This window comes from Pseudomonas sp. LBUM1640 (assembly GCF_059716225.1).
Window position 1 is genome coordinate 3,367,854 of sequence record NZ_CP166816.1, and the last position, 22,853, is coordinate 3,390,706.

Annotated in this window: 17 protein-coding genes and 3 pseudogenes; 8 read left to right on the forward strand and 12 right to left on the reverse strand. The window is 57.3% G+C overall.

Annotated elements, in window-relative coordinates; all coding sequences use genetic code 11:
• Positions 1-6 precede the first annotated feature (6 nt).
• Positions 7-684, reverse strand: coding sequence for a DUF2848 domain-containing protein (locus tag ACA065_RS15100; protein WP_497695216.1), 678 nt, complete (start codon positions 682-684; stop codon positions 7-9).
• A 22-nt stretch (positions 685-706) separates the two neighbouring features.
• Entirely contained in the window at positions 707-1,396 is a 690-nt protein-coding gene (locus ACA065_RS15105) for a GntR family transcriptional regulator (RefSeq protein ID WP_497695217.1), read from the reverse strand.
• Positions 1,397-1,746: 350 nt separating this feature from the next.
• Between ACA065_RS15105 and ACA065_RS15110 the strand changes: the two genes are divergently transcribed.
• Complete coding sequence (locus tag ACA065_RS15110; protein ID WP_497695218.1) at positions 1,747-3,075, forward strand: OprD family porin; 1,329 nt, start codon at positions 1,747-1,749, stop codon at positions 3,073-3,075.
• A 164-nt stretch (positions 3,076-3,239) separates the two neighbouring features.
• Here the strand turns inward: ACA065_RS15110 and ACA065_RS15115 are convergent, their stop codons facing one another.
• Positions 3,240-4,160, reverse strand: a complete 921-nt coding sequence (locus ACA065_RS15115; RefSeq protein ID WP_497695219.1) for an aldo/keto reductase — start codon at positions 4,158-4,160, stop codon at positions 3,240-3,242.
• A gap of 204 nt (positions 4,161-4,364) precedes the next feature.
• On the opposite strand from ACA065_RS15115, the pseudogene ACA065_RS15120 reads away from it, so the two are divergent.
• Positions 4,365-4,499 (forward strand): annotated as a pseudogene (locus ACA065_RS15120) (transposase); the annotation flags it as partial.
• Positions 4,500-5,472: 973 nt separating this feature from the next.
• Here ACA065_RS15120 and ACA065_RS15125 read toward each other — a convergent pair.
• The 5 genes from ACA065_RS15125 to ACA065_RS15145 form a co-directional block, all read right to left on the reverse strand.
• On the reverse strand, positions 5,473-5,865 hold the full coding sequence (locus ACA065_RS15125; protein WP_497695220.1) for a RidA family protein: 393 nt from the start codon (positions 5,863-5,865) through the stop codon (positions 5,473-5,475).
• Positions 5,866-5,953: 88 nt separating this feature from the next.
• Positions 5,954-6,925 carry an ornithine cyclodeaminase family protein gene (locus ACA065_RS15130; RefSeq protein WP_497695221.1) on the reverse strand — a complete coding sequence of 324 codons (972 nt, stop codon included), beginning with the start codon at positions 6,923-6,925 and terminating at the stop codon, positions 5,954-5,956.
• Positions 6,915-7,535: a helix-turn-helix transcriptional regulator gene (locus ACA065_RS15135; protein WP_497695222.1), complete on the reverse strand. Its 621-nt coding sequence runs from the start codon at positions 7,533-7,535 to the stop codon at positions 6,915-6,917. The genes ACA065_RS15130 and ACA065_RS15135 overlap by 11 nt, the downstream gene beginning before the upstream one ends.
• A 190-nt stretch (positions 7,536-7,725) precedes the next feature.
• Entirely contained in the window at positions 7,726-8,862 is a 1,137-nt protein-coding gene (locus ACA065_RS15140; RefSeq protein ID WP_497695223.1) for a threonine synthase, read from the reverse strand.
• A gap of 70 nt (positions 8,863-8,932) precedes the next feature.
• On the reverse strand, positions 8,933-10,183 hold the full coding sequence (locus ACA065_RS15145) for a cation:dicarboxylate symporter family transporter (RefSeq protein ID WP_497695224.1): 1,251 nt from the start codon (positions 10,181-10,183) through the stop codon (positions 8,933-8,935).
• Between the two features lie 1,198 nt (positions 10,184-11,381).
• Here ACA065_RS15145 and ACA065_RS15150 point away from each other — a divergent pair.
• From ACA065_RS15150 to ACA065_RS15160, 3 genes and pseudogenes are all read left to right on the forward strand, one after another.
• Positions 11,382-12,527: an asparaginase gene (locus ACA065_RS15150; protein ID WP_497695225.1), complete on the forward strand. Its 1,146-nt coding sequence runs from the start codon at positions 11,382-11,384 to the stop codon at positions 12,525-12,527.
• Between the two features lie 90 nt (positions 12,528-12,617).
• Positions 12,618-12,975, forward strand: a pseudogene (locus tag ACA065_RS15155) (transposase); the annotation flags it as partial.
• Position 12,976: 1 nt separating this feature from the next.
• Positions 12,977-13,084: pseudogene (locus tag ACA065_RS15160) on the forward strand (LysR family transcriptional regulator); the annotation flags it as partial.
• A 71-nt stretch (positions 13,085-13,155) separates the two neighbouring features.
• On the opposite strand, the gene ACA065_RS15165 reads toward ACA065_RS15160, so the two are convergent.
• The gene (locus ACA065_RS15165) at positions 13,156-14,469 is read right to left on the reverse strand and encodes an MFS transporter (protein WP_497695226.1); all 1,314 of its coding nucleotides are present in this window, start codon (positions 14,467-14,469) and stop codon (positions 13,156-13,158) included.
• Positions 14,470-14,714: 245 nt separating this feature from the next.
• Between ACA065_RS15165 and ACA065_RS15170 the strand changes: the two genes are divergently transcribed.
• Together ACA065_RS15170 and ACA065_RS15175 are read left to right on the forward strand one after the other, a co-directional pair.
• Positions 14,715-15,842, forward strand: coding sequence for an MFS transporter (locus ACA065_RS15170; RefSeq protein ID WP_497695352.1), 1,128 nt, complete (start codon positions 14,715-14,717; stop codon positions 15,840-15,842).
• Positions 15,843-15,897: 55 nt separating this feature from the next.
• On the forward strand, positions 15,898-16,995 hold the full coding sequence (locus ACA065_RS15175) for a LacI family DNA-binding transcriptional regulator (RefSeq protein WP_497695227.1): 1,098 nt from the start codon (positions 15,898-15,900) through the stop codon (positions 16,993-16,995).
• Positions 16,996-17,077: 82 nt separating this feature from the next.
• Here ACA065_RS15175 and ACA065_RS15180 read toward each other — a convergent pair whose 3' ends face one another.
• Genes ACA065_RS15180 through ACA065_RS15190 form a run of 3 tightly spaced genes read right to left on the reverse strand, consistent with a single transcriptional unit; the run spans position 17,078 to position 21,215 of the window.
• Complete coding sequence (locus ACA065_RS15180; RefSeq protein ID WP_497695228.1) at positions 17,078-18,688, reverse strand: FAD-dependent oxidoreductase; 1,611 nt, start codon at positions 18,686-18,688, stop codon at positions 17,078-17,080.
• Positions 18,689-18,705: 17 nt separating this feature from the next.
• Positions 18,706-20,493, reverse strand: a complete 1,788-nt coding sequence (locus ACA065_RS15185) for a thiamine pyrophosphate-binding protein (protein ID WP_497695229.1) — start codon at positions 20,491-20,493, stop codon at positions 18,706-18,708.
• Complete coding sequence (locus tag ACA065_RS15190; protein ID WP_497695230.1) at positions 20,490-21,215, reverse strand: ThuA domain-containing protein; 726 nt, start codon at positions 21,213-21,215, stop codon at positions 20,490-20,492. The genes ACA065_RS15185 and ACA065_RS15190 overlap by 4 nt, the downstream gene beginning before the upstream one ends.
• Positions 21,216-21,503: 288 nt before the next feature.
• On the opposite strand from ACA065_RS15190, the gene hisD reads away from it, so the two are divergent.
• Complete coding sequence (hisD, locus tag ACA065_RS15195) at positions 21,504-22,787, forward strand: histidinol dehydrogenase (RefSeq protein WP_497695353.1); 1,284 nt, start codon at positions 21,504-21,506, stop codon at positions 22,785-22,787.
• Positions 22,788-22,853: the final 66 nt, after the last annotated feature.

Genomic DNA, 22,853 nt, shown 5'->3' on the forward strand with positions numbered 1-22,853 from the left:
GTGGGCTTACTCGGCGACAGGCAGCGATTCGACACCATACTGGTGGCGCAGGCTGCGGTTGAGGACAGGGTCGAACAGTTCCATTTCAAAGGCTTCGCCATAACCCAGCTCGCCGATGACCGATTGCGTGCCGCAGAACATCGCGGTGTCGGCCGGCAGCGCGGCGTCGCTGTTGAGTTTGGCCAGCAGGGTTTCCGGCGCCAGCAGGTTGGTCACCGGCCCTTGCTGGTACAGTTCGCGCACGCCATCGCGAACACGCCAGGTGCGCATGACCAAGTCATCCCAATGCGGCTGCACTTCGGTGTAGCGCCACACCTGTTGGGCGATGGGCTTGTCGCACATCTGCTTGGACACGGTCACGTCGTAGCTTTCGACCTTGCGGTCGGTGTGGTCCGAGCCCAGGCCGATCAACAGGCCTTGCTCGCTGGGGATCAGCACGAATTCGGTCTCGCCGGAAGAATCCTTGCCCGGCACCTGAATCGTCTCGGCGTTGTTCAACAGGCTGGCAGACACGCGGTAGAAGCATGGCACCTGGGTCGGGCGGCGTACGCCCAGCGCTTCCAGTTCGGCGATGTGGTGCTCGACCGCTTCACTGTTACGGCCAGCCCAGCCGGCGATGATCAAGTGTTTGATGCTGGCGTTGTGTTCGCCTTGACCGACGACGTGGAAAGTTAGCTGAGTCATAAAAAGCTCTCGTGTTGAGTGATCAAAGCGTGCGCATGATGGCGCGGCGGAAATCGTCAATGTGGTGATGGATCGCGGCAATGGCGGCAGTGCCGTCGCGCTGTTCCACCGCTTCAAGGATTTGCAGGTGCTCGTCGTAGATGCGTTCGCTGTGGTGGTTTTCGGACAGGGTCAGGTACCAGAACCGTGCCTGTTTTTCGTGCAGGTTGCGCAGCAGCTCGGCCAGCACGCGGTTGTGGGCGGCGGCCGAGATCGACATGTGAAATTGCAGGTCCAGCGCCATCAGCCCTGCCACATCGTGTTTGGCTAAAAGGGCAGGGGTGCGCTCGAGGATGTCGCGCATGGCCTGGATGTCGGTGTCTTTGGCGCGCTCAACGGCGAGCTTGACGCACAGCTGTTCGTTGCTCACGCGCACTTCGATCATGTCGAGTACATCGTTGAGTGACAGCGCGGTCACCATCACGCCTTTGCGCGGCATGATGGTGACCATGCCTTCCACTTCCAGGCGGTGCAGCGCCTGGTGGATGGGGGTTCGGCCGATACCCAGGGCGGCAATCAGTTGCGCTTCGTTGATTGCATCGCCAGGACGAAACTCGCAACTGATAATCCGCTGCTTGATCTGCGCATAGGCCAGTTCGCGCAGTTGGGCTGCGCTTTTTGTGGGGGCTATCGCGCTCTGGCGATGGCTGGAAAAGTCGCTAGGTTCGGTCATGCTCACTCCTGAAAATCATCTGATATATCAGATGATTTTCAGAATAAGCAAAGCCTATGCCAATTTTTGACGGAGTGGTAAAACCCCCGGTTCACAAGGGCTGGGCGCAATCGACGGTACGCTGGAGGGTAGGGCGGTCGGTGCTACTTGTTACTTATGTGCCCGATTTCGGACGTGTGTGCTCGATGTTTGTGCGGGCGAGGTATCAACGAAAAAGGTGGCTACGGATGCGCAGACATCGCCTATCCAGGAGCCAGGTCTGATATCAAAATATTCATCCAGTTTCATTTGTTGATGGTCTGGGCTGTCGCCTTAATGCTCAAACACGAACTCGTGCACAGGAGCAAATAATGAGAAAACGCCAACCGCTACTTCAACTCAACACCTTGGCCGTGGCGCTGGCATTTGCCTTGCCGGCCATCAGCTATGCAAGCGATCAGTCCGACGCCAAGGGTTTTGTCGCGGACAGCAGTTTAAACATTCTCAACCGCAACGTGTTCTGGAACCAGAACGGCAGCGGCAGCCATACCCGTGACTGGAGCCAGGCGCTGATGGCGACCTACAGTTCGGGCTTCACCCAAGGCACCGTTGGCATCGGCATTGATGCGTTTGCCGACTTGGCGTTGCGCATCGATGGGAACACCGACCGTGCCGGTGGCCCGACCATTCCATCCGACGCCAATGGCAATCCGGATCGAGGCTATGCGAAGGCCGGTGGTGACATCAAGTTCCGTGTTTCCAACACCACGCTCAAGATCGGCGACTTGCAGCCCACGGCGCCAGTGTTCGCCACTGCCGATAACTACCTGATGCCACAGACAGCATCGGGCTTGCAGATCGACAGCCATGAGATCACCGGCCTGAACCTGGAGGCCGGCCATTACACCTCGGGCACCGGTAACACCACCACCTCGCGCAGCGGCGACATTCTCGCCAGCTATGCAGGTGTGGCGGCACCGTCGGCCAGCTTCGCGGGGGGCAAGTACCAGTTCAGCAAGGAGTTCACCGCGTCGCTGTACGGAGCTCACCTGGAAGACGTCTGGAATCAGTACTACGTCAACTTGAACCTTGTTCATCCACTGACCACTGACCAATCCGTCGCGCTGGACTTCAACCTCTATCGCACACTGGACGACGGCAGCGCCAAGGCCGGGACCATCGACACCACTGCAGCCTCGCTGGCGGCGGCCTACACCGTTGGCGCGCAGACCTTCACCCTGGCCGGACAGAAGGTTGATGGTAACGAGCCATTCGACTATGTCGGTTTTGGAGAGACCAACGCAGGCGTCGGTGCCGGCCGTTACGGAAACTCAATCAACCTCGCTGACTCGGTGCAGTACTCCGACTTCAACGGCCCGGGCGAGAGGTCCTGGCAGATGCGCTATGACCTGGACATGAGCACCTTTGGCGCCCCTGGCCTGAGCTTCATGGCCCGTCATATCCGCGGTTCCGGCATCGACGGAACGCATACTCCCGGCAATTCGGCCTACACCGGGTTCTATGGTGCAAACGACCAGGAACACGAAACCGACGCCGAAGTGAAATACGTAGTACAGAGCGGCCCGGCCAAGAAACTGTCCTTCCGTCTGCGCGAGGCTTTGCACGATGGCGATGCATCCACCGGAGGGCACCTGGTGCAGACGCGCCTGATTACCGAATATCCGTTGAATATCCTCTAAACAGGCAGGCCCGGTTGATGGACCAACCGAGCCAGGGAAGGTTGGCTGAAGTGTTTTCTCCAAATCTCTAGGTGTTTTTCGCAAATCGAGTGTCTAGTAGGGCAGTTTGGCTATCGAGATTTTCCGTGCGGCAATCCAGCTCTCACCTGCCGAATCACCACTCATTACGGTACTTCGCTCCCCTGTGCCGAGAGCAGAAGTTCGAACCAGTGATCTTTCGTAATGGCTAGCTGGCAAGCACGTACCGATTCACGTAAAACATCGAGACGTCTCGATCCTACAATCGGCAACGGTTGGCATGGCAGCGCAAGCAACCAAGCCATAAGAACCGTTGTTGCAGACTCGCCCAATTGCTCTCCTATGCGTGTGAGGCTTTCCCTGATTCGCTTGGCCACCGGGCCTGAATCGGTAAAAATACTTCCGCCGGCGAGTGGCGACCACAGTATTGGAGCGCACTTCAACTGTTGGGCTTGGTCAAACGTCCCATCGTAGACAGGGTCCAAGTGCAGCAATGAGCATTCGACCTGATTCGTGACCAATGTCATACCATTGGCGACCAACCGGTCCTGGAGCAGCGTAAACTGAGCCGGTGAGAAATTCGACACGCCGAAATGGCGAACTTTTCCCTCCTGGCGCAACACCATGAATGCGCGTGCAACTTCATCTGCATCCATCAACGGATCAGGACGATGTATTAATAGTAAGTCAAGGTACTCGGTGCGCAGGGCTCGTAGTGAGCTTTCGGCTGACGCGACAATGTGACTGAAGCTCGTGTCGTAACTCTTGAGTCGATGCTCTGGCCGCCGAGAAGAGATCAGCTTGATTCCACACTTGCTGACAAGCTGCATGTGTTTGCGCAAGTGCGGTGCTGCCGCGAGCGCTTCACCAAACAACTCTTCGGACTGATAGCCACCGTAAATGTCCGCGTGATCGAAGCTCGTCACCCCTAGTTCGAGTGCTGCCTCAATAAGTTCCTGGCGTTCGCAGACCGATAGAGACCACTCGTTCAAGCGCCACATGCCATACACGATTCGAGAAAACTCCGGTCCTTGAGAGGTGAGAGATATTCGTGGTGAAACATCCATTAACATTCCCTTCTATGCGAAAAATAGCGCCTATATGCAGGCAGGCTGATTGAATAAGCTCAGCTTTTTCACTGAGTCCAAGGTTGATCCGAAGACATTTCACTGCGCAAAAACAGTAGCAGTAATGCAATAAAGTAAGTCAAGCAATATTGCCTCGGATAAAGCAACCGTATTCGACGCTTCCTGGGGAGTAAGCGAGGGTCACAGAAAATGGGACGCCCCCTGAACAACGACCGCCTGATGCTCAACGGCATCCAATGGGCGCTGTGTTCAGGTACCGCATGGCACGATATGCCTGAAAGATTCGCGGTTGCCTCAGGCATAGGAACATCGTATCGAACTTGTTTCTTCATTGGGGTTGCCCGTGGCGCACACTCGTTGCTGCGCTGTGACGAAGAGAACCAAAGCAGGTGGTTTGAGCCATGCCGTCCCTAGGTCATACCTGCTGGATACCAGCTTCGTAACCCGCAAACGCGCTGACTGAATCGTCCCCGATTTCCTAAGCACTCGGACAAGGTGCTTTGGAGCGATCTCTTTCTTTCGCCACCGGAAGCAATGCGCAGCTTTCAGCCAAACATGCTTTATAAAGGTATTGACCAGGATCGAATGCAGGGGAGGGGCAGTACCGATTCAATCGGTTGGACAGGTGGAGTGCAATTTCGCAAATGGCGTCTCCCAGTGAACTTTTCCTGCCGATTACGTAGATGAAAGCAAACAAGCTTTGAGTGCGTTTTGGCTATCCCTTGAGAACGAAATCGCCGCAACCAGCGAGGTTTTACTCCAAGGCTTTCTGCAATCATGGACCGTGGTGTAACACCTGTGTAGGCTCACTTCAAGCAACTGAAAATATAGTTCAGGCTTTGTAAACCAATCCTGAATTGCTAGTTTCGGTGGTTGCCATCGGAGGTTTCCCAGGACCGATGGCAAACTCTCACTACGGGGAAAAAGTGCAGGGAACCATCGCGGCCGTTAGCATTAACGCAGGCCGTCTGCGTTTATCGCCATTCAAACGCAGCCGGGCGTTGGGCAATAAATGCTTCCATATCTTCTTTCTTGTCTTGGCTAGAAAAATAAACCGCGCAAGCACTCCCCTGTTTCGTTAGCGAGACGGAGTGACCGCTTTTGGCCGAGAGCTTCATGTCGAAGGGAGGGATCTTGAGGCGCCATTCGTTGGTTCTCTTCCGCGCTCAATCCTTTGACGAAGGCGTGAAGCCAACTGAGCTTGGAAGTCGGTTGGCAATGCCCGCCCGAATATCAACTCTGGTTCTTCAAGACAATGCTGACCAGAGCGCCCGAGGAATTTAAGCACCCATTAAACGGCGGCGAGGGCCATTGCTTCGACTTCTACGGCTACGCCGTAATGCAACTCCGCGACGCCCGCCACCGCACGTGCCGGGCGATGATCACCAATCCACTGCGCGTAGATTTTATTGAAAAGCGGCCATTGCTGGATATCGGTCACATAAATCCTCACCTGAACCAAACTGTTTTTGTCGACGCCGGCTGTCTGTAGGCAACTTTCCAGGTTGGCCAGCACTTGATTGGCCTGGTCTTCGAAACAATGGTTGTTCAAGGGCTTGCCTTGAGGGTCAACCGGTAACTGGCCGGAAATCATGATGAAATTGCCTGCTATGCAGACATGGGAGTAATGGCCAACTGGAGGAGTGATTTCAAGGCTATTGGCGCAGAAAATTGCGTTCGACATGAGTTTCATCCGAATGAGAAGCACAAAGGGAATACATTTCCCCAGGCGAAATTAGAAGTTCAGTTGTGTAGAAATTATGAAGCCAGCCTTACCAAGGCCAGGGAAGTTGTATGCCCAGTCCGCGCTCATTTGCTTTGGTTTGGAGCATGCGAGCCACGGTCAAGTCCTGAAGTGCCAACCCTGTCATATCGAAAATGGTGATGTCTCCAGGGCGACGTTCAAAGCCTTCTTTACCGCTGAGCACATCGCCGATCTCCGTGCAGTGGATAGAAGGAGCCCACTGGGTTTCGCCGATCTGCTGTGCCTGAATGCGGTCATCGACAAAAACCCGAGCTTGTTCCAGTAGACCACTCGGAAGTTCACGCTTACCTCGTGTATCGGTACCGACACAGTTGATGTGCGTTCCCGGTTGTACTGCCTCGAGTTTGAACAGTTCCCCGCCGCCGGGTGTGGCGGTCACAACGACGTCGCTGCCGCTTACTGCCAGACTTGGATGTTTGGAATGGGCCAAGTCACACTGATTGGCAAAGATTGACTCAAACGCCAGATCTCGTTGACCGTCATAGGTGACGTACTGAGCGAACTCCATGGATGGCAGCATTCTCAATGCAAATTGCAACTGAATACGCGCCTGTACACCGCTGCCGATTACGCAGATTTTAGTGCTCTCAGGTCGGGCGAAAAGTTCGAGACCTAAACCACCTGCAGCGCCGGTGCGAACGGTGGTAATAGCGTTGCCGTCGATCAGGCAAGTAGGACGTCCAGTTTCAGGATCGAACAGCATGACTGTTGCTTGATGTGGTTCGCCCCCCACCTTTCGGTTGGATGGCCAAAATCCTGCTGCCTTATAACCCAACAGGTTCTGGCTCTGGACGTCGCCGGATTTGATTCCAAAAACGCCCCCGGTTACCAAGGACTCCCGAACAACCGGAAAAACTCGGCCTTCGTCTTGGCTGTGCAAGACGAAGGCTTCATGAACTGCGTACAACACATCGTCGTGCGTCAGCAGTGACTCAACATGGTTTTTGTCCAGAACAAGCAGTTTTGCGTCATTTCGCATAGTTGTACACGGCGGCGCGAGATACACCTAAGTGCTGCGCCACAACCTCCATTGACTTACGAATTTCAAGGCATCCCGAATCCCGCAGTTCTCTGAGTAGAGCGCGACGGTCTTCAGGTTTTAGTGAGCGAGGAGTGCTGGCCAAGCGCGCGGCGAACTGATCGATTTTGGCCCTGATCGTTCCGGCACTGTCGGTATCAAGCGTTTCGGTCACCCGCGCTTCTACGCTAGTGAACTGGCTTATAGCCGATTGCACGCTCTGGAAAAGCGTCAGGTCGACGTTCATGCAGAGAGCGGCAACGTATTTTCCTTTGGAGTCCCTGATACCGATCGAAGTGCTTTTAGCCTGTCGGCCATCAGCGAAACGATTGGCGTAGTTGGCTATCACTTCGGGAAACTCAGGATCAGCAATACGTGCCAGCCCAAGTTCTGTGGCTGGGTCGCCGATGCCGCGTCCAGACAGATTGTTATGGATAGCGTAGATCGCATGCTTCGCATCTTGCAGATCGTGGACCACCACCTCGCAGAATGGTGCAAAGGTTTCCCCCAGTCCTTCAGCGACCAGCTTCAATTGCTCCAGAAGATTCAGATGTTCGGTTCTGTTTTTCATAGATCTTCCTAAACCCCTGATTCACAAAATTCATTCAAACTCGCCGGATGCGCGAATTGCCAGCAGGGCGCTACTCTACAAACGCTCGAGTGTCATTAGCGACCCTGCAGGCTGCCAAAATATGCAAGCGAATCAATCTTCGGTGAAAGAGGCCAGTGAATAGAAGCTGGCGACGTTCGGCAGTGGTCCTTTACGCCCTCTCACTGAACAGTTCAGCGATGAAGGGTGCGGTCTTCACTCCAGTGCCGGTGATCAGAACCACCGTTTTTTCATTGGCCCGGATTGTTCCCTGATTAATCAGAACGTCCATCGCAGCGACTGCGGAGCAGGAGGTCGGCTCAGGTAACAATCCCTGCAATGCCAGGCGTTTGAGTGCAGTGATAATCTGATCATCGGTTACGGCTACGGTTTGACCGCCACTCTCTCTGATTGCCGCGATCATCTGGCGCAGACGCAGAGGATTTTTGATCGACGTACCTTCGGCGATGGTTTTCGTAACGGCTCTATCGACAGGGCTGTCGACGCCAGCTTTGAAACTGGCATCGACCGGAGAGCAGTTCAACGGTTGCGCGCAGAAGAGGCGGGGCAGCTTTTTGATCTGGCCTGCTGCCAAAAGCTCTTTGAAGCCCAAGTCGCAGCCGATCAAGTTACTGCCAGCGCCTACCGGAATGATGATGTTGTCCGGTATATCGAAGTTGAAGTCTTCCCACAGTTCATAGGCGATCGACTTGGTACCTTCCAGAAAAAACGGCTGCCAGTTGTGGCTGGAGTAGAAGATGGACTTGGACTGCCGTACCGCCTCATGTTGTGACTCTTCGCGGGGCCCGTCGACCAGTTGCACTTCTGCGCCGTAGGCCAACATCTGGGCAACCTTCGCGGTTGAAGTTGAAGATGGCGCAAGTATCTTCACGCGCATGCCACCTGCAGCCCCATAAGCCGCTACTGAGGCACCGCCATTTCCCGAGCTGTCTTCCAGCACGGCATCGACACCCAACTGCCGCAGGTAAGAAAGCATTACTGTGGTGCCGCGGTCCTTGAAACTGCTGGTTGGGTTGAACCACTCCAGCTTGAAGAACGGTCGGTGGTCACCCCATGTCTTCTGCACGAGAGGAGTGCAGCCTTCACCCATCGAGATCGGCGAGGCGATTTCTACCGGTAGCGACGCACTGTAGCGCCACAACGAACGTGTCGACTTTTCGATCTCATCGCGCGAGATACCCGGCTGACGATTGATTAGCAGCGGATCGAATTCGTCTGAACACCAGCGAGGTGTATCGATGGCAAAACGCGCGCCGCTCAATGGTTCGATGTAATAGGCTTCTTTCATGTCTTTGTCTCAGGTCAGTGCAAGTTCAGGAACACTCATTGCGTCCTGCGTATCAAGTGCTTCGATGGTTTCATCTGGGATCGATGCGTTGGCCCTGCCAGTAGGAGATGGCCATAGTTGCAACTCCGTTGCCGGCCACGTTGGTCAAGGTGCGCATCGCATCCATCAAGCGGTCGACACCAAGAATTAGAGCAACGCCTGCCAGAGGAATATCGGGAAACATGGCCAGCGAGGCAGCCAGGGTAACGAATGCGCCTCCGGTGACCGACGCAATGCCCTTGGAGGTTAGGAGGAACACCAGCAACAGAGCGATTTGCTCACTCCAGCCTAGATCCAGACCCGCGGCCTGGGCGATGAAAAGTGCGGCCAGGGTCATGTAAATGGACGATCCATCCAGATTGAACGAGTAGCCCGTGGGTACCACGAAACCCACCACACTTTTACTGCAACCTGCGGTTTCCAGTTTACGCATCAGGCCGGGCAGCGCCGCTTCCGCCGAAGTGGTGGTGAACGCAATAATCATCTCTTCTTTGATGTGTTTCAAAAACGACCACAAGCTGAACTTGGTCAAATAGGCGACCAGGCTAAAAACCACGAGGAATAGGATCAGGCAGCCCAGATAAACCAAGCCTACAAGCTTGGCCAGTGGCAAAAGTGCCGACAAACCGAACTTGCCCAAGGTGAAGGCGGCGGCACCAAAAACACCGATAGGTGCAAGTTTGATAACGATGTCTACAACCTTGAACGTCGCATCTGTTGCCAGCGACAGCAGGTCGGTTAAAGGTTTTGCTTTCTCCCCCAGGGCGAACAGCGCATAACCGAACAGCAGTGACACAAGCAAAATCTGCAGCATCACTCCGCCTGCCAGAGCGTCAAATACGGTTTTCGGGATCACATTGAGCAGGAAGTCTACGGTCGAGAGCGCTTTACCACTTTCGGCGATTGTTGCAACGCTGGCGACGCCGTCAACGGGAATCGAGAGCCCTAGGCCGGGTTTAAATACGTTTGCCAGGACCAGTCCTAGTAGAAGGGCGAAGATGCTGACAATCTCAAAGTACAGCAGCGACACTGCGCCCAAGCGTCCTAAGCCCGCCCCGCGTTTCATCTGCGCAAAGCCGGTGACGATAGTCAGAAATACAATAAGGCCGGCGACCATCTTGATGAGTTTTACAAAGGCGACCGCTATCGGATTCAGCTGTGCGCCAAAGTATGGCCAAAGGGCTCCAACGATTGCGCCAAGGACCAGGCCAATAGCAAGTTGGAAGGAGAGAGAGTAATACATCGGTTTTTTTGCGATGTGGGTGTTCAAGGTTACGGACATGAGACGTACTCCACTTAGAAAGCGGCAGGAGTCATAAAGGTAGGTGCACGTCAAGGTGCCCCCGTGTTGTTTTTATTCAATTACCCAAAGGCATTTGCCGGTCCTGGCAAACCTTCATGTCGTTGAACATTTCCTTGCCATGGCCGTAGCGTGTTCAATGCGATGTGACAAAATATCTTTTAAAAGACAGAATGTCCAATACTGTGTTTTCGTACAGCATTAAGTGTCTTGAATCATCGAAAAGGCGCAGCACGGCATCACCGCGTACGAGGTTGAGGGTGGAGTCCGTGAGTTTTAACCTGACATTCGTAAGCCTGTACGGCGCAGAGAAACTGCAGTTTCCCTGCATGCGATGCACGGCTGGATGATCCATAAACTTATTTGAAGGACACGCTCACGCGCCGGCCAATACCCCGGCGAGTGGCATTGGGTCGACCGCACGCATAGGCAGTCGAGTCAGGGGGTTGGCCGCGATCAAGGCCTTGATGTCGGGTGTCGCGTTCATCCAATTTCTGCGGATCCCGGCGGATGACAGGAGCATCGTTACCGGTAAATAACCGAACGCTAGAGCGCCAATCAACGCTCTCTTGGATGGTTCTTTGGGGAGGTAAGCAACCGCGCCGTGCGTGAGTACGTTGAGGCATTCGATGAAGAGGCTCTGATCGAAACGCTGCCGAAGCGTTTATCGCTGACTGATCCTTAAGCTCGCTGGACAGCTGCACCAGCCCACAGCAGCTTGCCCCCAGTCGAGCGAATAAACCTCGCCTGAATCAGGGGCCCAGACGGCCAGTCATCTGGTACTGGTGAATCGTTAGATATGTACCTTCTTAGAAACAAACCCTTAGAAGCTCGTAGACATTGCTCGAGAAATGGTCGATGACTTCTCTATCAAAGCAGACAAAGGAGTTGGATTTCTGATCAGCGTAGAGAACTGTAGATAGAGCTTGTGTGGGCGGCTGAGGAGTTGATTATCGCTGGTCAATCCTTTTCTGGGTTCCCCATTCTGCTAGGGGACTCTATGGAGAGTGTCGTCCCGGTCACAACTTTTCAATTGTCTTCATCCATACCCCCTCTGAATGTTCAGATTTTCTCGTGTGAGATAGACGCTGGTCCCAGCAGTGCATAAGATCTGTCGCAACAACATTCTCATTGCTGCTTGAAACCCAATCCCAACACCACAAAAAATTTGGATGGATGAATGGAAATTTCGATTGGAACCGTTCTGAGCGCTTCGGCTACGCAATATGGCGATAAAACCTCCCAGGTTGCCACCTGGCGCAACTATTCATGCATGAGGACAATGAGAAAAACGCTTGTGACTTTGGCGATGTGCCTCGCGGCGATGGATGCATCAGCCCAAGCACAACCTGTGGTGCAATTCATCGCCACGGGCGGGACGATAGCCATGAAGATCGACCCGCTGACCAAAGGTGTCGTCCCCGCGATTTCGGGAGATGACCTGATGCAGACGGTGCCGGATGCCGGCAAATACGCGATCGTCGAAGTCAACAACTTCTCGAACATGTCGGCCAACTATGTCGAAGCGAAGTGGTGGACACGTCTCACTAAGGCCGTTGATGATGCGCTCGCGCGTCCCGAGGTCGCCGGCGTCGTCATCGCGCACGGCACCGATACGATGGAGGAAACGGCTTACTGGCTGGACCTTACCGTCAAGTCCGACAAGCCGGTAATCCTGATCGGTGCGCAGCGTAATGCATCCTCGCCCGATTTCGATGGTCCGCGAAACCTGCTCAATGCCATCCGCATTGCTACCACGGAGCAAGCCCGCGGCAAGGGCGTAATGTTGGCGATGAACAACCAGATCAATGCGGCGCGCAGCGTCACCAAGACTCACACAGGAGATGTCGAGACCTTCAAGTCTGGTGACTTCGGCTTTCTTGGCGAGGTCTGGGAGGACAAGGTCGTCTTCACTAACGCACCGCTGCGCCGCCAGCATATCGACATCGGTACCGCAGAGATGCCGCGCGTAGAGATTCTAGCCATGTTCGGTGGGGCCGATGGATCGCTGCTGCGCTACGCCGTCGACCAGGGTGCCAAAGGCATCGTGGTGCAAGCTGTTGGCATGGGCAACATGAACGTCTCTATGTTCGAGGCGGTCAAGTACGCCCTTTCGAAGAACGTACCGGTGGTGGTTGCGACCCGAGTGCCCAACGGCCGCACAATGCCGGTCTATGGTTTCGTTGGCGGCGGCAAGACCACCTACGAAGCGGGTGCAGTGATGGCCGGCGATCTGAGCCCTCAAAAGGCGCGCCTGCTTCTCATGCTCTTGCTGCAGAGCGGTGTCAGCGGTCATGCAGAACTTCAAGCCGCATTTGATCGCTAGTACTAGTGCATAGATTCGAGGGTGCCGTTGAATCGCCCCGGGTTTCGTAGACACCTCTTTGCCTTAAACTGAGGCCAATCAGGAGGTGCCATGAGCAACCCGCGTTATCCCGAAGAATTCAAAATCCAAGCGGTCAATCAAGTGACCGAAAAGAAGCTGCCTGTCGCTGATGTGGCGGCGCGTCTTGGCGTGTCGACGCATGGCCTCTATGCCTGGATAAAGCGCTACAGCAAACCTTAAGAAGAACGACAGTAGGACGACGATCTGCTAGCTGAACTGGGTCATCTGCGAGCGAAACTCAAGCGCGTCACTGATTAAAAAAGGCCGCCGCGTACTTTGCCAAGGAGTGCGGCTGAAGTACGCCTTTATCAAGCAGCGCGCGGGCGACTATTCGATTCGACGGCTTTGCCTGACGCTGAGAGTCCATCTCAGCGGTTATTACGCCTGGGGGATTGCAGGTGCAACTCGCACCGTTCGGAATGCTGCTCAAGGGGCATCATATTAGTCGCGAATTGAGGCTGTTCATTGACTTAATCCGCAGAAAAGCGGCCGTTTGATCTCAACCCAAACATCCGATTCTGCGTTGATCATCCAAAATGCAAAATGCCTGATTCTGGTAAGTTTGCTGCTACTGCGGTAACGATTCTAGCGGGTCACGAATACCACCCGCTCTGCTATGTGATGCGTCGATTAGTGGTTTTCCACAAACGCTTTGTCTCGGCGCACGTATCAGCAGTGGCCCGAGCATTGCCATTAAAGCGAGCATCACCAGTGGGAAAAACATCAACTTGCCCAGGCCGAAGTTGCTGACGATCACCGTGATCACAGCAGGGCCCGCCAGCATCCCGGAAAAGCCGATGCAGTTGACAATCCCGATGTTACGCCCGGCATGTGCCGGATCTCGGCGCCCGGCGGCGGAGATCATCAACGGAGCGATGCACGAAAGGCCTAGGCCAAACATCGCGAAACCGATAATGCCGGTGACGGCCGTGCTGCCCAAAATTGTGACGACCATGCCGAGTACGCACAGTGTGCCGCATCCAAACACCACCTGCGCATTACCGAACGCGGCCGCCAGGCGGTCGCCAAAAAGCCGCCCCACGAATGACGCACCGACGAACAGCGAGACCGCCATGCCTGCGGTCGTGGTGGTGGTTTCGAACTCCCGGCGAATATATTCCTGGCCCCAGTCGGCAATCGCGTTCTCACCCATCATGCTGCCCAGCAGCAGGGCGCCAAGGGCAATCATCACCAGCAGCGTCTTGGTCGAGGGGCCCTTGCCGGTTTCGTCCCGGGACTGGCTGCCGGCTTGCCAGTCGTCGAGCTGGGCGTTTGGCACGTCGTGTTTGCCCAATAACCATCGGCTGAATACACCGCCCAGGATGAACATCGCGAGGCCCAGCACGGTGTAGGGCACCAGCACGCTGTCGGTGTAGAACCGGGTCAGCCAACTGCACACCATGCCCAGCAGGAAACCACCCAGGGAATAGAAGGCATGGAAGCCGGACATGATCGAGCGTCGATAAAACCGCTCCACCTGCACGCCATGGGCATTCAAGGCGGTATCCAGGGCGCCGCGCAACAGCCCCAACACGCAGCCGAAACACAGCGCAAACCAGAAACCATTGACGAAGCCCAGCGGGATAATCGACAGGGGATAGGCGAGTGCGCCCAGGGTAATCACCGGCTTTGCGCCGAAGGTGTCCAGCAGCCGGCCGACCAGCAACGCGCCGGCTGCGGAACCAACGCCGACCCCGAGGGCAATCAAGCCGAAGCTTGAATCCCCGGATTCACCCGTCAAACCCAGTTGCGTCCTGAACACGCTCACACCGGTGGACCAGATGTACATCATGGCGCCGATCATCATGAAGCCGAGAAAGGTGGCGATACGTGCCTTGCGAATACGCGGGGGAATCGGTGTTTTCTCAAGAGTGCTTATCACGCTGCATGGTCCCTGTTGTTTTTATGGGGTGGTTATGCACTGGGGGGGGGGGTTATACGAATAACCTTGCGGAAGTAAAACCTGCACCCTGTGGGCTGTCAATGCTTCGGTAGACCATAATATGTAACAGTAACAAGGCAGTGGCCGACGTCTTGATTTTAGGTTATACGTATAACTCTACTTGTCCGGGTGTCGGGGTTTGCGTGTCGTCTCAAGAGTTGTTGGTGCCATGCTCCACGCCGCATATGCCGGCCTATCGCTTGACGTTTCTGCTGTCCGGCCTGTGCATGGGCGCTTGGGCGCCGCTGGTTCCCTATGCGCGCAGCCGGGCCGGGGTCGATGATGGTGCGTTGGGCATTTTGCTGCTGTGCCTGGGCCTGGGCTCGCTGGTGATGATGCCGCTGGCGGGCATCCTGAACGCCCGCAAAGGCTGCCGCTTTACCATGCACATCGGGATCACCCTGGTATTCCTGACGCTGCCTCTGCTGGCGACCACCCATTCATTCATAGGCTTGATGTTTGCCCTGACCGTGTTCGGTGCCGGGTGCGGCGCGGTGGATGTGACGATGAACGTGCAAGGCGTGATGGTTGAGCGCGCGACAGGCCGGTCGCTGATGTCGGGCTTTCATGGCCTTTTCAGCCTGGGCACGATCGTCAGTGCGGCGGGAATCACCGCGCTGCTCTGGCTGGGCGCCACGCCGCTGATGGCCAGCAGTGCGGTGATGGCGGCTCTGGCTGCGTTTGTCCTGAGCTACGGGCGGCAAATGCTCGGACGCAGCGGCGATGAAGGCGCCCCGATCTTTGTGCGACCCACGCGCAAAGTCCTGGTGCTGGGGGTGCTGTGCCTGTTCGCCTTTCTGGCGGAAGGCGCGATTCTCGACTGGAGTGCGGTGTTCCTGACCCAGGTGCGTGATGTTGAACCTTCCATCGCGGGCCTGGGCTACGCGTGCTTCGCCGTGATGATGGCGCTGGGGCGATTGAGTGGCGACCGGATTCTGCTCAAGCTCGGTGCCCGCGTGGTGCTGGTGGGCGGCGGTTTGATTGTTATCCTTGGGTTCCTCACGGTGGTGCTCGCAACGAACTGGCTGGTGAACCTGGTGGGCTTTGCCGTCATTGGTATCGGTTTGGCCAACATCGCGCCGGTCTACCTGTCCCTGGCGGGCGCACAAAAGACCATGCCGGGGGAGTTGGCGATTGCCGCGGCCACCAGCCTCGGTTATCTGGGTATCCTGATGGGCCCGGCGGTGATCGGCTTGTTCGCCCATGCGACGAATTTATCCTGGGCGCTGCTGGCGGTTGCCTCGCTGATGGTCGCGATCATGTTCAGTGCCACACGACTGGTTCCGAAGGTTTCCTCTCAACGGGTACACTGAGCGCCTGTTTTTTCATGACCTCGCATGAGGTTTCAAAAGGATTGGGAAGCAAGCGATGGCCGTTTCAATGAAAGACGTAGCACTGGCGGCAGGGGTGTCCCAGCCTGCGGTGTCTTACGCCTACAATCGACCCTCAAAACTGTCCCCGGCCCAGCGCGAGCATATTCTCGAAGTGGCTGCTTCGCTGGGTTACCCAGGTCCCAATGTGCTGGGTCGCAGCCTGCGCTCGGGCAAGATCGGGGCGATCGGGTTGATGATGATGGACAAGTTATCCCTGGCATTTGCCGATCCGTGCACCATTGCCATGCTGCGCGGTATCAGTGAGGTGGGCGAGTTGGAAAATGTCGCGTTGACACTGTTCCCGCTCAACAACAACCGTCTGGTGGGCCGGGGGCAAGCTGCCAACCACGGCAGCCTGGCCCTGCGCGGGCTGGTGGATGGCCTGATTATCTCGACCCTGCCCGATGACCACCCGGCGGTGCTGGCGGTGGTCAAGCACAGCATTCCGTTCGTGGTGATCGACTCGCCGCTGGTGGAGAATTCGTTTTTTGTCGGCATCGACGATCGCGGCGCCGCCCGCACGCAGATGCAGCACCTGCTGGACCTGGGCCACCGCAAGATCGGCGTCATTATTGATCGCCTCAACCCGGACGGTTATCGCGGCCCGATCGACCTGCAACGCTTCAAGAGCGCCAGCGAGCGAATTGTTCGCGAGCGCCTTACCGGTTACGTGGAGGCGGCCACTGCTGCCGGCCTGGTGTTCGCAGACCTCAGCGTGATCGAGGCCGGCGGGCTGGACTCCACGTCGGGGCAGGCCGCGGCGTTTACGTTGCTGACCTCCAACGAAGTCACGGCGGTGGTAGCGTGTTCGGACGTGATGGCGATTGCCTGCATGAAAACCGCCCACGCCCTCAATCGCCAGGTCCCGGAGACGCTTTCGGTGATTGGTTTTGATGATATCCCCGAGGCGGTGCAGCTCGGTTTGACCACCATTGCCCAGCCTATGGTGGAGAAGGGCGTATACGCCGCACGCTTGCTGACCGAGCAACTGAATGCCCCCGCCGATGCGCCGCTTGCGCCCGAGCAGAAGATCTTCGCCACCAAGCTGGTGGTGCGCACCTCGACTCGCAGTATCCAGCCGGCAGACGCCTGATCCTGTTTTGCCTGCGATGGCATCGACTCAATACCACTGACAGACCGAGTCGACTGCATCGCAGGCCGGCCGGCTCCCACCTTTACCCGGGCTGTCCCTTGAAGTGTGCCGCTACCCTGAGGGCATTCGCCGCGATGGTCAGTGCCGGATTGACCGCCGCCGACGACGGGAAGAACGAGCTGTCCACCACCCACACGTTCTCCAGGTCATGCAGCTTGCAGTTCAGGTCCAGCACGCTGGTGGCCGGGTCCTTGCCCATCACGGCAGTGCCGCACTGGTGGGAGTTCGTCGCGATGCCCATGCGCGCCTTGAGGATCAGCGGATACCCCGCGTCACGCATGGTCTGGGTGGCCTTGCTCACCAGGCCTTCATGGGCCTTGAGGTTGTTCGGCGTCCAGTGAACCTTGATCGCCTCGCGCTGCACGTCGTAGGTGACGCGGTTGTCCTGGGTCGGCAGATCTTCCGAGGTCAGGTAAAGGTCGACGCTGTGGTCAGTGATATAGCGAGAAGCAAATTTCGGCAGCCAGGGCCGCATGGCACTGATCATCGGCTCGCGGATTTTTCCCAGCATCTGCACGTTACCCAAGGGGAATGCGTTGTGCGGGCTGGCGCTGTACCAGTCGTTGATGGCCAGGGTTTTCTGGAAGGTCACGTTGTTCTTGCGTCGCGGGTCCACCGCCAGCATGAAGGTACTGTTGTGCACCATGTAGTTACGCCCCAACTGCCCGGAGCTGTTGCCCAGGCCGTGAGGATGTTGAGCGTTCGCAGACTTGAACAACAACGCCGCGCTGTTGACTGCGCCGCACGCCAGCACGAAGCGTTTAGCACGCAGTGTCACCTCGCGCCCATCGAACAGACCCCGCGCTTGAGTCACGGTTTTGCCATCGCTACCGGTGTTCAGCTGCTTGATCGTGGTGCGAGTCATCAGCCGAACGCTGCCATTGCGCAGGGCGGGCCTAAGCGCAGAAACTTCGGCGTCGGCCTTGGCATCCATCAGGCACGGATAGCCATCGCAGCTTGAACACAACACGCAATTGCCGCCATCGCCATAGTCCACCGCCGCCGGCATCACGAACGGCTTGAGCCCGGCGCGCTGCATGCTTTGCTCCAGCGCAACCAGGGCCGGGTCATGCTTCAGTGCCGGTTGCGGAAAGGGCCCTGAACGCCAGGGTTCGCTGGGGTCGATGCCGGCCTGGCCATGCACGCGGTAGAGTTTTTCCGCTTCGGCGTACCACGGCTCAAATTCGGCATAGCTGACGGGCCACGCAGGAGACACGCCCTCGGCATGCTGGATCTCGCCGAAATCCGCCTCGCGAAACCGTGGCAGCATGGCGCCGTAGAACTTGGTGTTGCCGCCGACGTAATAAAACACTCCCGGCGAAAACGCTTGGTTGGCCTGGTCCAGCCACGGTTCGGCATTACGATAGCGCCCTTGGCTGAACACCGCTTCAGCGCTCCAGTTCTGGATCTCACGCGGCAGGAAATCACCCCGTTCGACGATCACGATATCCAGCCCGCTGTCACGCAAGGCATGGGCGAAGGTCGAACCGCCCATGCCCGAGCCGATAATCACCACATCACAGTTGATCGTGCCATCTGCATCAGGCGTCACCACGCCGAGGGCGCGCGGTTCGCGCGACGCCCCCGATTGTGGGTTCAGCTCTGCATGATGCGAAATCAATGCATCACTCATGTGAGCCGCTCCAGCGTTTACAGGTGTTGTTCGGAATTACGGATCTGCCAGTACTCATCCTGGCGTTCGTCGGTGATGTATTCCGGAATCGGGAAGTCCCACCAGCCCGGCACCCAAGGGCCGGCTGCGTCGCGGTCGGTCGGTACTTCGATCAGCACCGGCACGTTCAAATCCAGCGCTTCCTGCAGGATCGGCTCGAGGTCTTCCGGGCGCTCCACACGGTAGGACTTGAGGCCGAAGGCTTCGCCCACTGCCTTGAAATCCGGGCTGTAGGGCGTGCCGTCCGGGTGGTTGAACTCGGTGCCGATATGGCGGCTGGTCTGCTTGCGTTGGCCACCGCGAATCGACATGTAGCCGGCGTTGTTCTGGATCAGGAACACCACAGGGATATTGTTGGTCACGCAGATCGCAATTTCCTGGGAGGTCATCAGGAAATCGCCATCCCCGAGAATGCACACCACCGGCTGGTCAGGCGCAGCCAGCTTGGCGCCGATAGCGGCAGGCACGGCCCAGCCCATGGACGAGAAGCCGCCGGAGGTCAGGTGCGTACGTGGCGTATAGACCGGGAAGGTCTGCTTGACCGCGCCCTGGGTGTTGCCCGAGCCGACCACCACGATGGTGTTGCGCGGGAACACTTTGCGCAGCGCGCCGAGGGGGCGTTGTGAGGTGAACGGGAAGCGATCGGAGTCACGACGGCCCGCCAGCTTGGTTTCCCATTCTTCCTGATAACCGCGCAGGTCGTTCAGGTACTCTTCGCGCTCGACCGTCTCGCCTTTCAGGCTTTCAACGATGGCGGCGAGCGCGTATTTGGCGTCGGCACAAATCCCCACGGTCACCGGGTAATTCTTGCCGATCTCGTGCGGGTCGATGTCGATGTGGATCAGCTTCGACGGCGGGATCGCAAAGGTCACGCCCTTGGCATAGCTGGACGACGACCAGTCAGTGAAACGGCAGCCCACGGCGATGATCACATCGGCGGTGGATGCGACTTTATTGCCGCACAGGGTACCGGTCTGGCCGACGCTGCCGGCGAACAACGGGTGATCTTCCGGGAAGCCGCTTTTGCCGTTCCAGGTGGTCACCACCGGGATCTTCCAGGCTTCGGCCAGGGCGAACAGTTCCGCACTGGCTTCGCCGGTAATCACGCCGCCGCCGATCACCAGCACCGGGCGCTTGCTCAGTTTAAGCTCTTGCACCGCGCGGGCGGTGGCTGCCGGATCCGGGAAGCATTTACCGATCGGAGTACGTTCTTCGAGGGCATGCAGGGTCACTTCAGCGGCCTCGGCCTGCACGTCCATCGGGATTTCCAGGTGCACAGGGCCTGGGCGCCCGGTGACCATCGCGCTCCAGGCGCGGTGCATCATGAATGGCAGCTCTTCAACGCGGGTCGCCACCCAATGACGCTTGGTCACGGCTTCGGCAATTTTCGGGAAGTCGTTGTCGGTGTAGCGTTCCAGCTCCTGCAACAAACCGTGGCCACGCATGTGAGTGGGTGGCCCGCCGGTGATCAGCATCAGGCTGGTGGAGTCGGTAAACGCGGTGGCCATGCCGATCACGGTGTTGGTGGCGCCGGCACCGATGGAGGTCACCGCCGCCATCGGCTTGCCGCTCACCCGGTAGTAACCGTCGGCGAGGTGAACCGCGCTCTGCTCATGGAACACCTGGATGAACTTGAGCTTGGAGTCTTCCTCGAGGAAGGCGTCCGTCAGGGTCCAGATACCGTGGCCAGGGATACCGGCGACGTATTCGACGCCATAATTTTTCAGGGTTTGAGCCACGATCTGGCTACCGGTCAATTTAGTCATGACAGGACTCCTTGGGTTGATGAAACGGGGGTGTTTGCGTCGGTGGGTCCGGTACTGGTTGCACGTGCGCGTGTTGCCCAGTTCAGGCCTTGCTTGGTCAGGCGGCGGATATTCGGGTCGGCGAGGTTGCTGGTGTCGTGCCCGATGGAGTGATAGAACACCCGGCCCTGGCCCCACTGGCGCACCCAGGCCACTGGGCTGCGATGGCCGTTGAGCCAGGGGAAGGGGTTGCCGTCGAAGGTGGTTTCGGCCAGAACGTGAATGTTCGGGTCGACCTGCATGTAGTACTGCTCGGACCGTACCTCGAAATCCTCGACGCCTTGGGTCACCTCGTGGCTGTGGTCGATGACGTTGACCTGATACGGGTGGGGAAAGCCTTCGCCCATCGGGTGTTCGAGGAATGAGCCGCCGAGCACCCAGTGATATTTGAGGCTGGCGCGAAACGCCGCGCCTGCGCCGTGCCAACCCACCAGGCCGGTGCCGCTTTCGATCGCTTGCAGCAGGTGGTTTTCCTGGGAGGCGGTGAGCGTCTCGGTGGTGACCGCGTTGTTCCAGCCGATCACGATCAGGTCATAACCGGTCAAGTCCCTGTCCAGTGTGAAGATGTCGGTGGACTCTTCGACCTCGAAATCCAGCTCCTGGAAAACGGTGCGCGCCCATGCCGCAATTTCGTAGGGGAAATGGCCGGGCCAGCCACCGAATAGATACAAGACTCGACTCACGGTTGATCACCTCTTTACGTTGGGTGTGATTATTAGGTTATACGTATAACCGCTTATTTAACCTATCACTACGAAACACTAAGTCAATGGGGCTCGCCTATTTTTCGTGAGCGGTTATACGAATAACGTTAGCGACCTCGGGAGTGCTTCAACACTGCGTCTGCGTTGCGTCAGGTTGCGTCATCTATAGGGTGGCTGCGAAATTGCCGGGGGCAGGGGGGTAGGAAAAGATGGTTGCCAATGCCGGGGGGCATGTCGCGTGCCCTCAAGAACCACCTGGAGCCACTGATGATTCGTTACCTGAAAACACCTAAACCGGTCGAAGCCCAAGCCGAGATTGCTGCCCAAGTCCGCGATACCGTTGAGCAAATCATCGCCAACGTCGCCCGCAATGGCGACGCGGCCGTGCGTGAATATTCGAAGCAGTTTGATCAGTGGTCGCCCGTGTCTTTCCGGCTGACCGACGAAGAAGTTGCGGCGTGCGTGGCGAGCCTTTCCGAGCAGGAAATTGGCGATATCACCTTTGCCCAGGCGCAGGTTCGGCGGTTTGCCGAGGTACAAAAAGCCTCGATGCACGATGTGGAAGTCGAGACGTTGCCGGGGGTGATCCTGGGGCACCGCAATATTCCGGTGAACTCGGTGGCCTGCTACATACCGGGCGGCAAGTATCCGTTGCTGGCGTCGGCGCATATGAGCGTACTGACGGCCAAGGTAGCGGGGGTGAAGCGCGTTGTGGCCGCCGCGCCGCCGTTTGATGGCAAGCCGCATCCGGCCATTGTGACGGCGATGTATTTGGCCGGTGCCGATGAGATCTATTGCGTGGGCGGGGTGCAGGCGATTGCCGCGTTTGCGTTAGGGACCGATACGTTCAAGCCGGTGGATATGATCGTCGGGCCGGGTAATGCGTATGTGGCTGAGGCCAAGCGTCAGTTATTCGGCAAGATTGGTATCGACTTGATTGCCGGGCCTACTGAAACGTTGGTGATTGCTGATGACAGCAGCGATGTGGAGATTATTGCTGCCGATTTGTTGGGGCAGGCGGAGCACGGGGTTAATTCGCCTGCGGTGTTCTTGACCAACAGTGCTGAGTTGGCGGAAACGCTGCCGGCGGAGATTGAGCGTCAGCTGGCGATCTTGTCCACTGCGCCGGTGGCTTCCATCGCCTGGCGGGATTATGGCGAGATTATTCTGTGCGACACCGTCGACGAACTGGTGCAGGAAGCCGACCGCGTCGCCTCCGAGCACGTGCAGGTGATGACTCGCGACCCTTTGTATTTCCTGGAGCACATGACCAATTACGGCGCGTTGTTCCTCGGCGAGCGGACTAACGTTTCCTATGGCGACAAGGTGATTGGCACCAACCATACATTGCCTACCACCGGGACCGCGCGGTACACCGGCGGGCTGTGGGTCGGCAAGTTCATCAAGACCTGCACCTATCAGCGGGTGCTGACGGATGAGGCGTCGGTCCTGGTGGGCGAGTACTGCTCGCGGCTTTGCGGCATGGAAGGGTTTGCGGGGCACAAGGAGCAGGCGGATATCCGGATTCGCCGCTACAGCAAACCCGCCTAAGAACTGCTTTGATGATCGTTCCCACGCTCTGCGTGGGAATGCCGCCCTGGACGCTCCGCGTCCTGC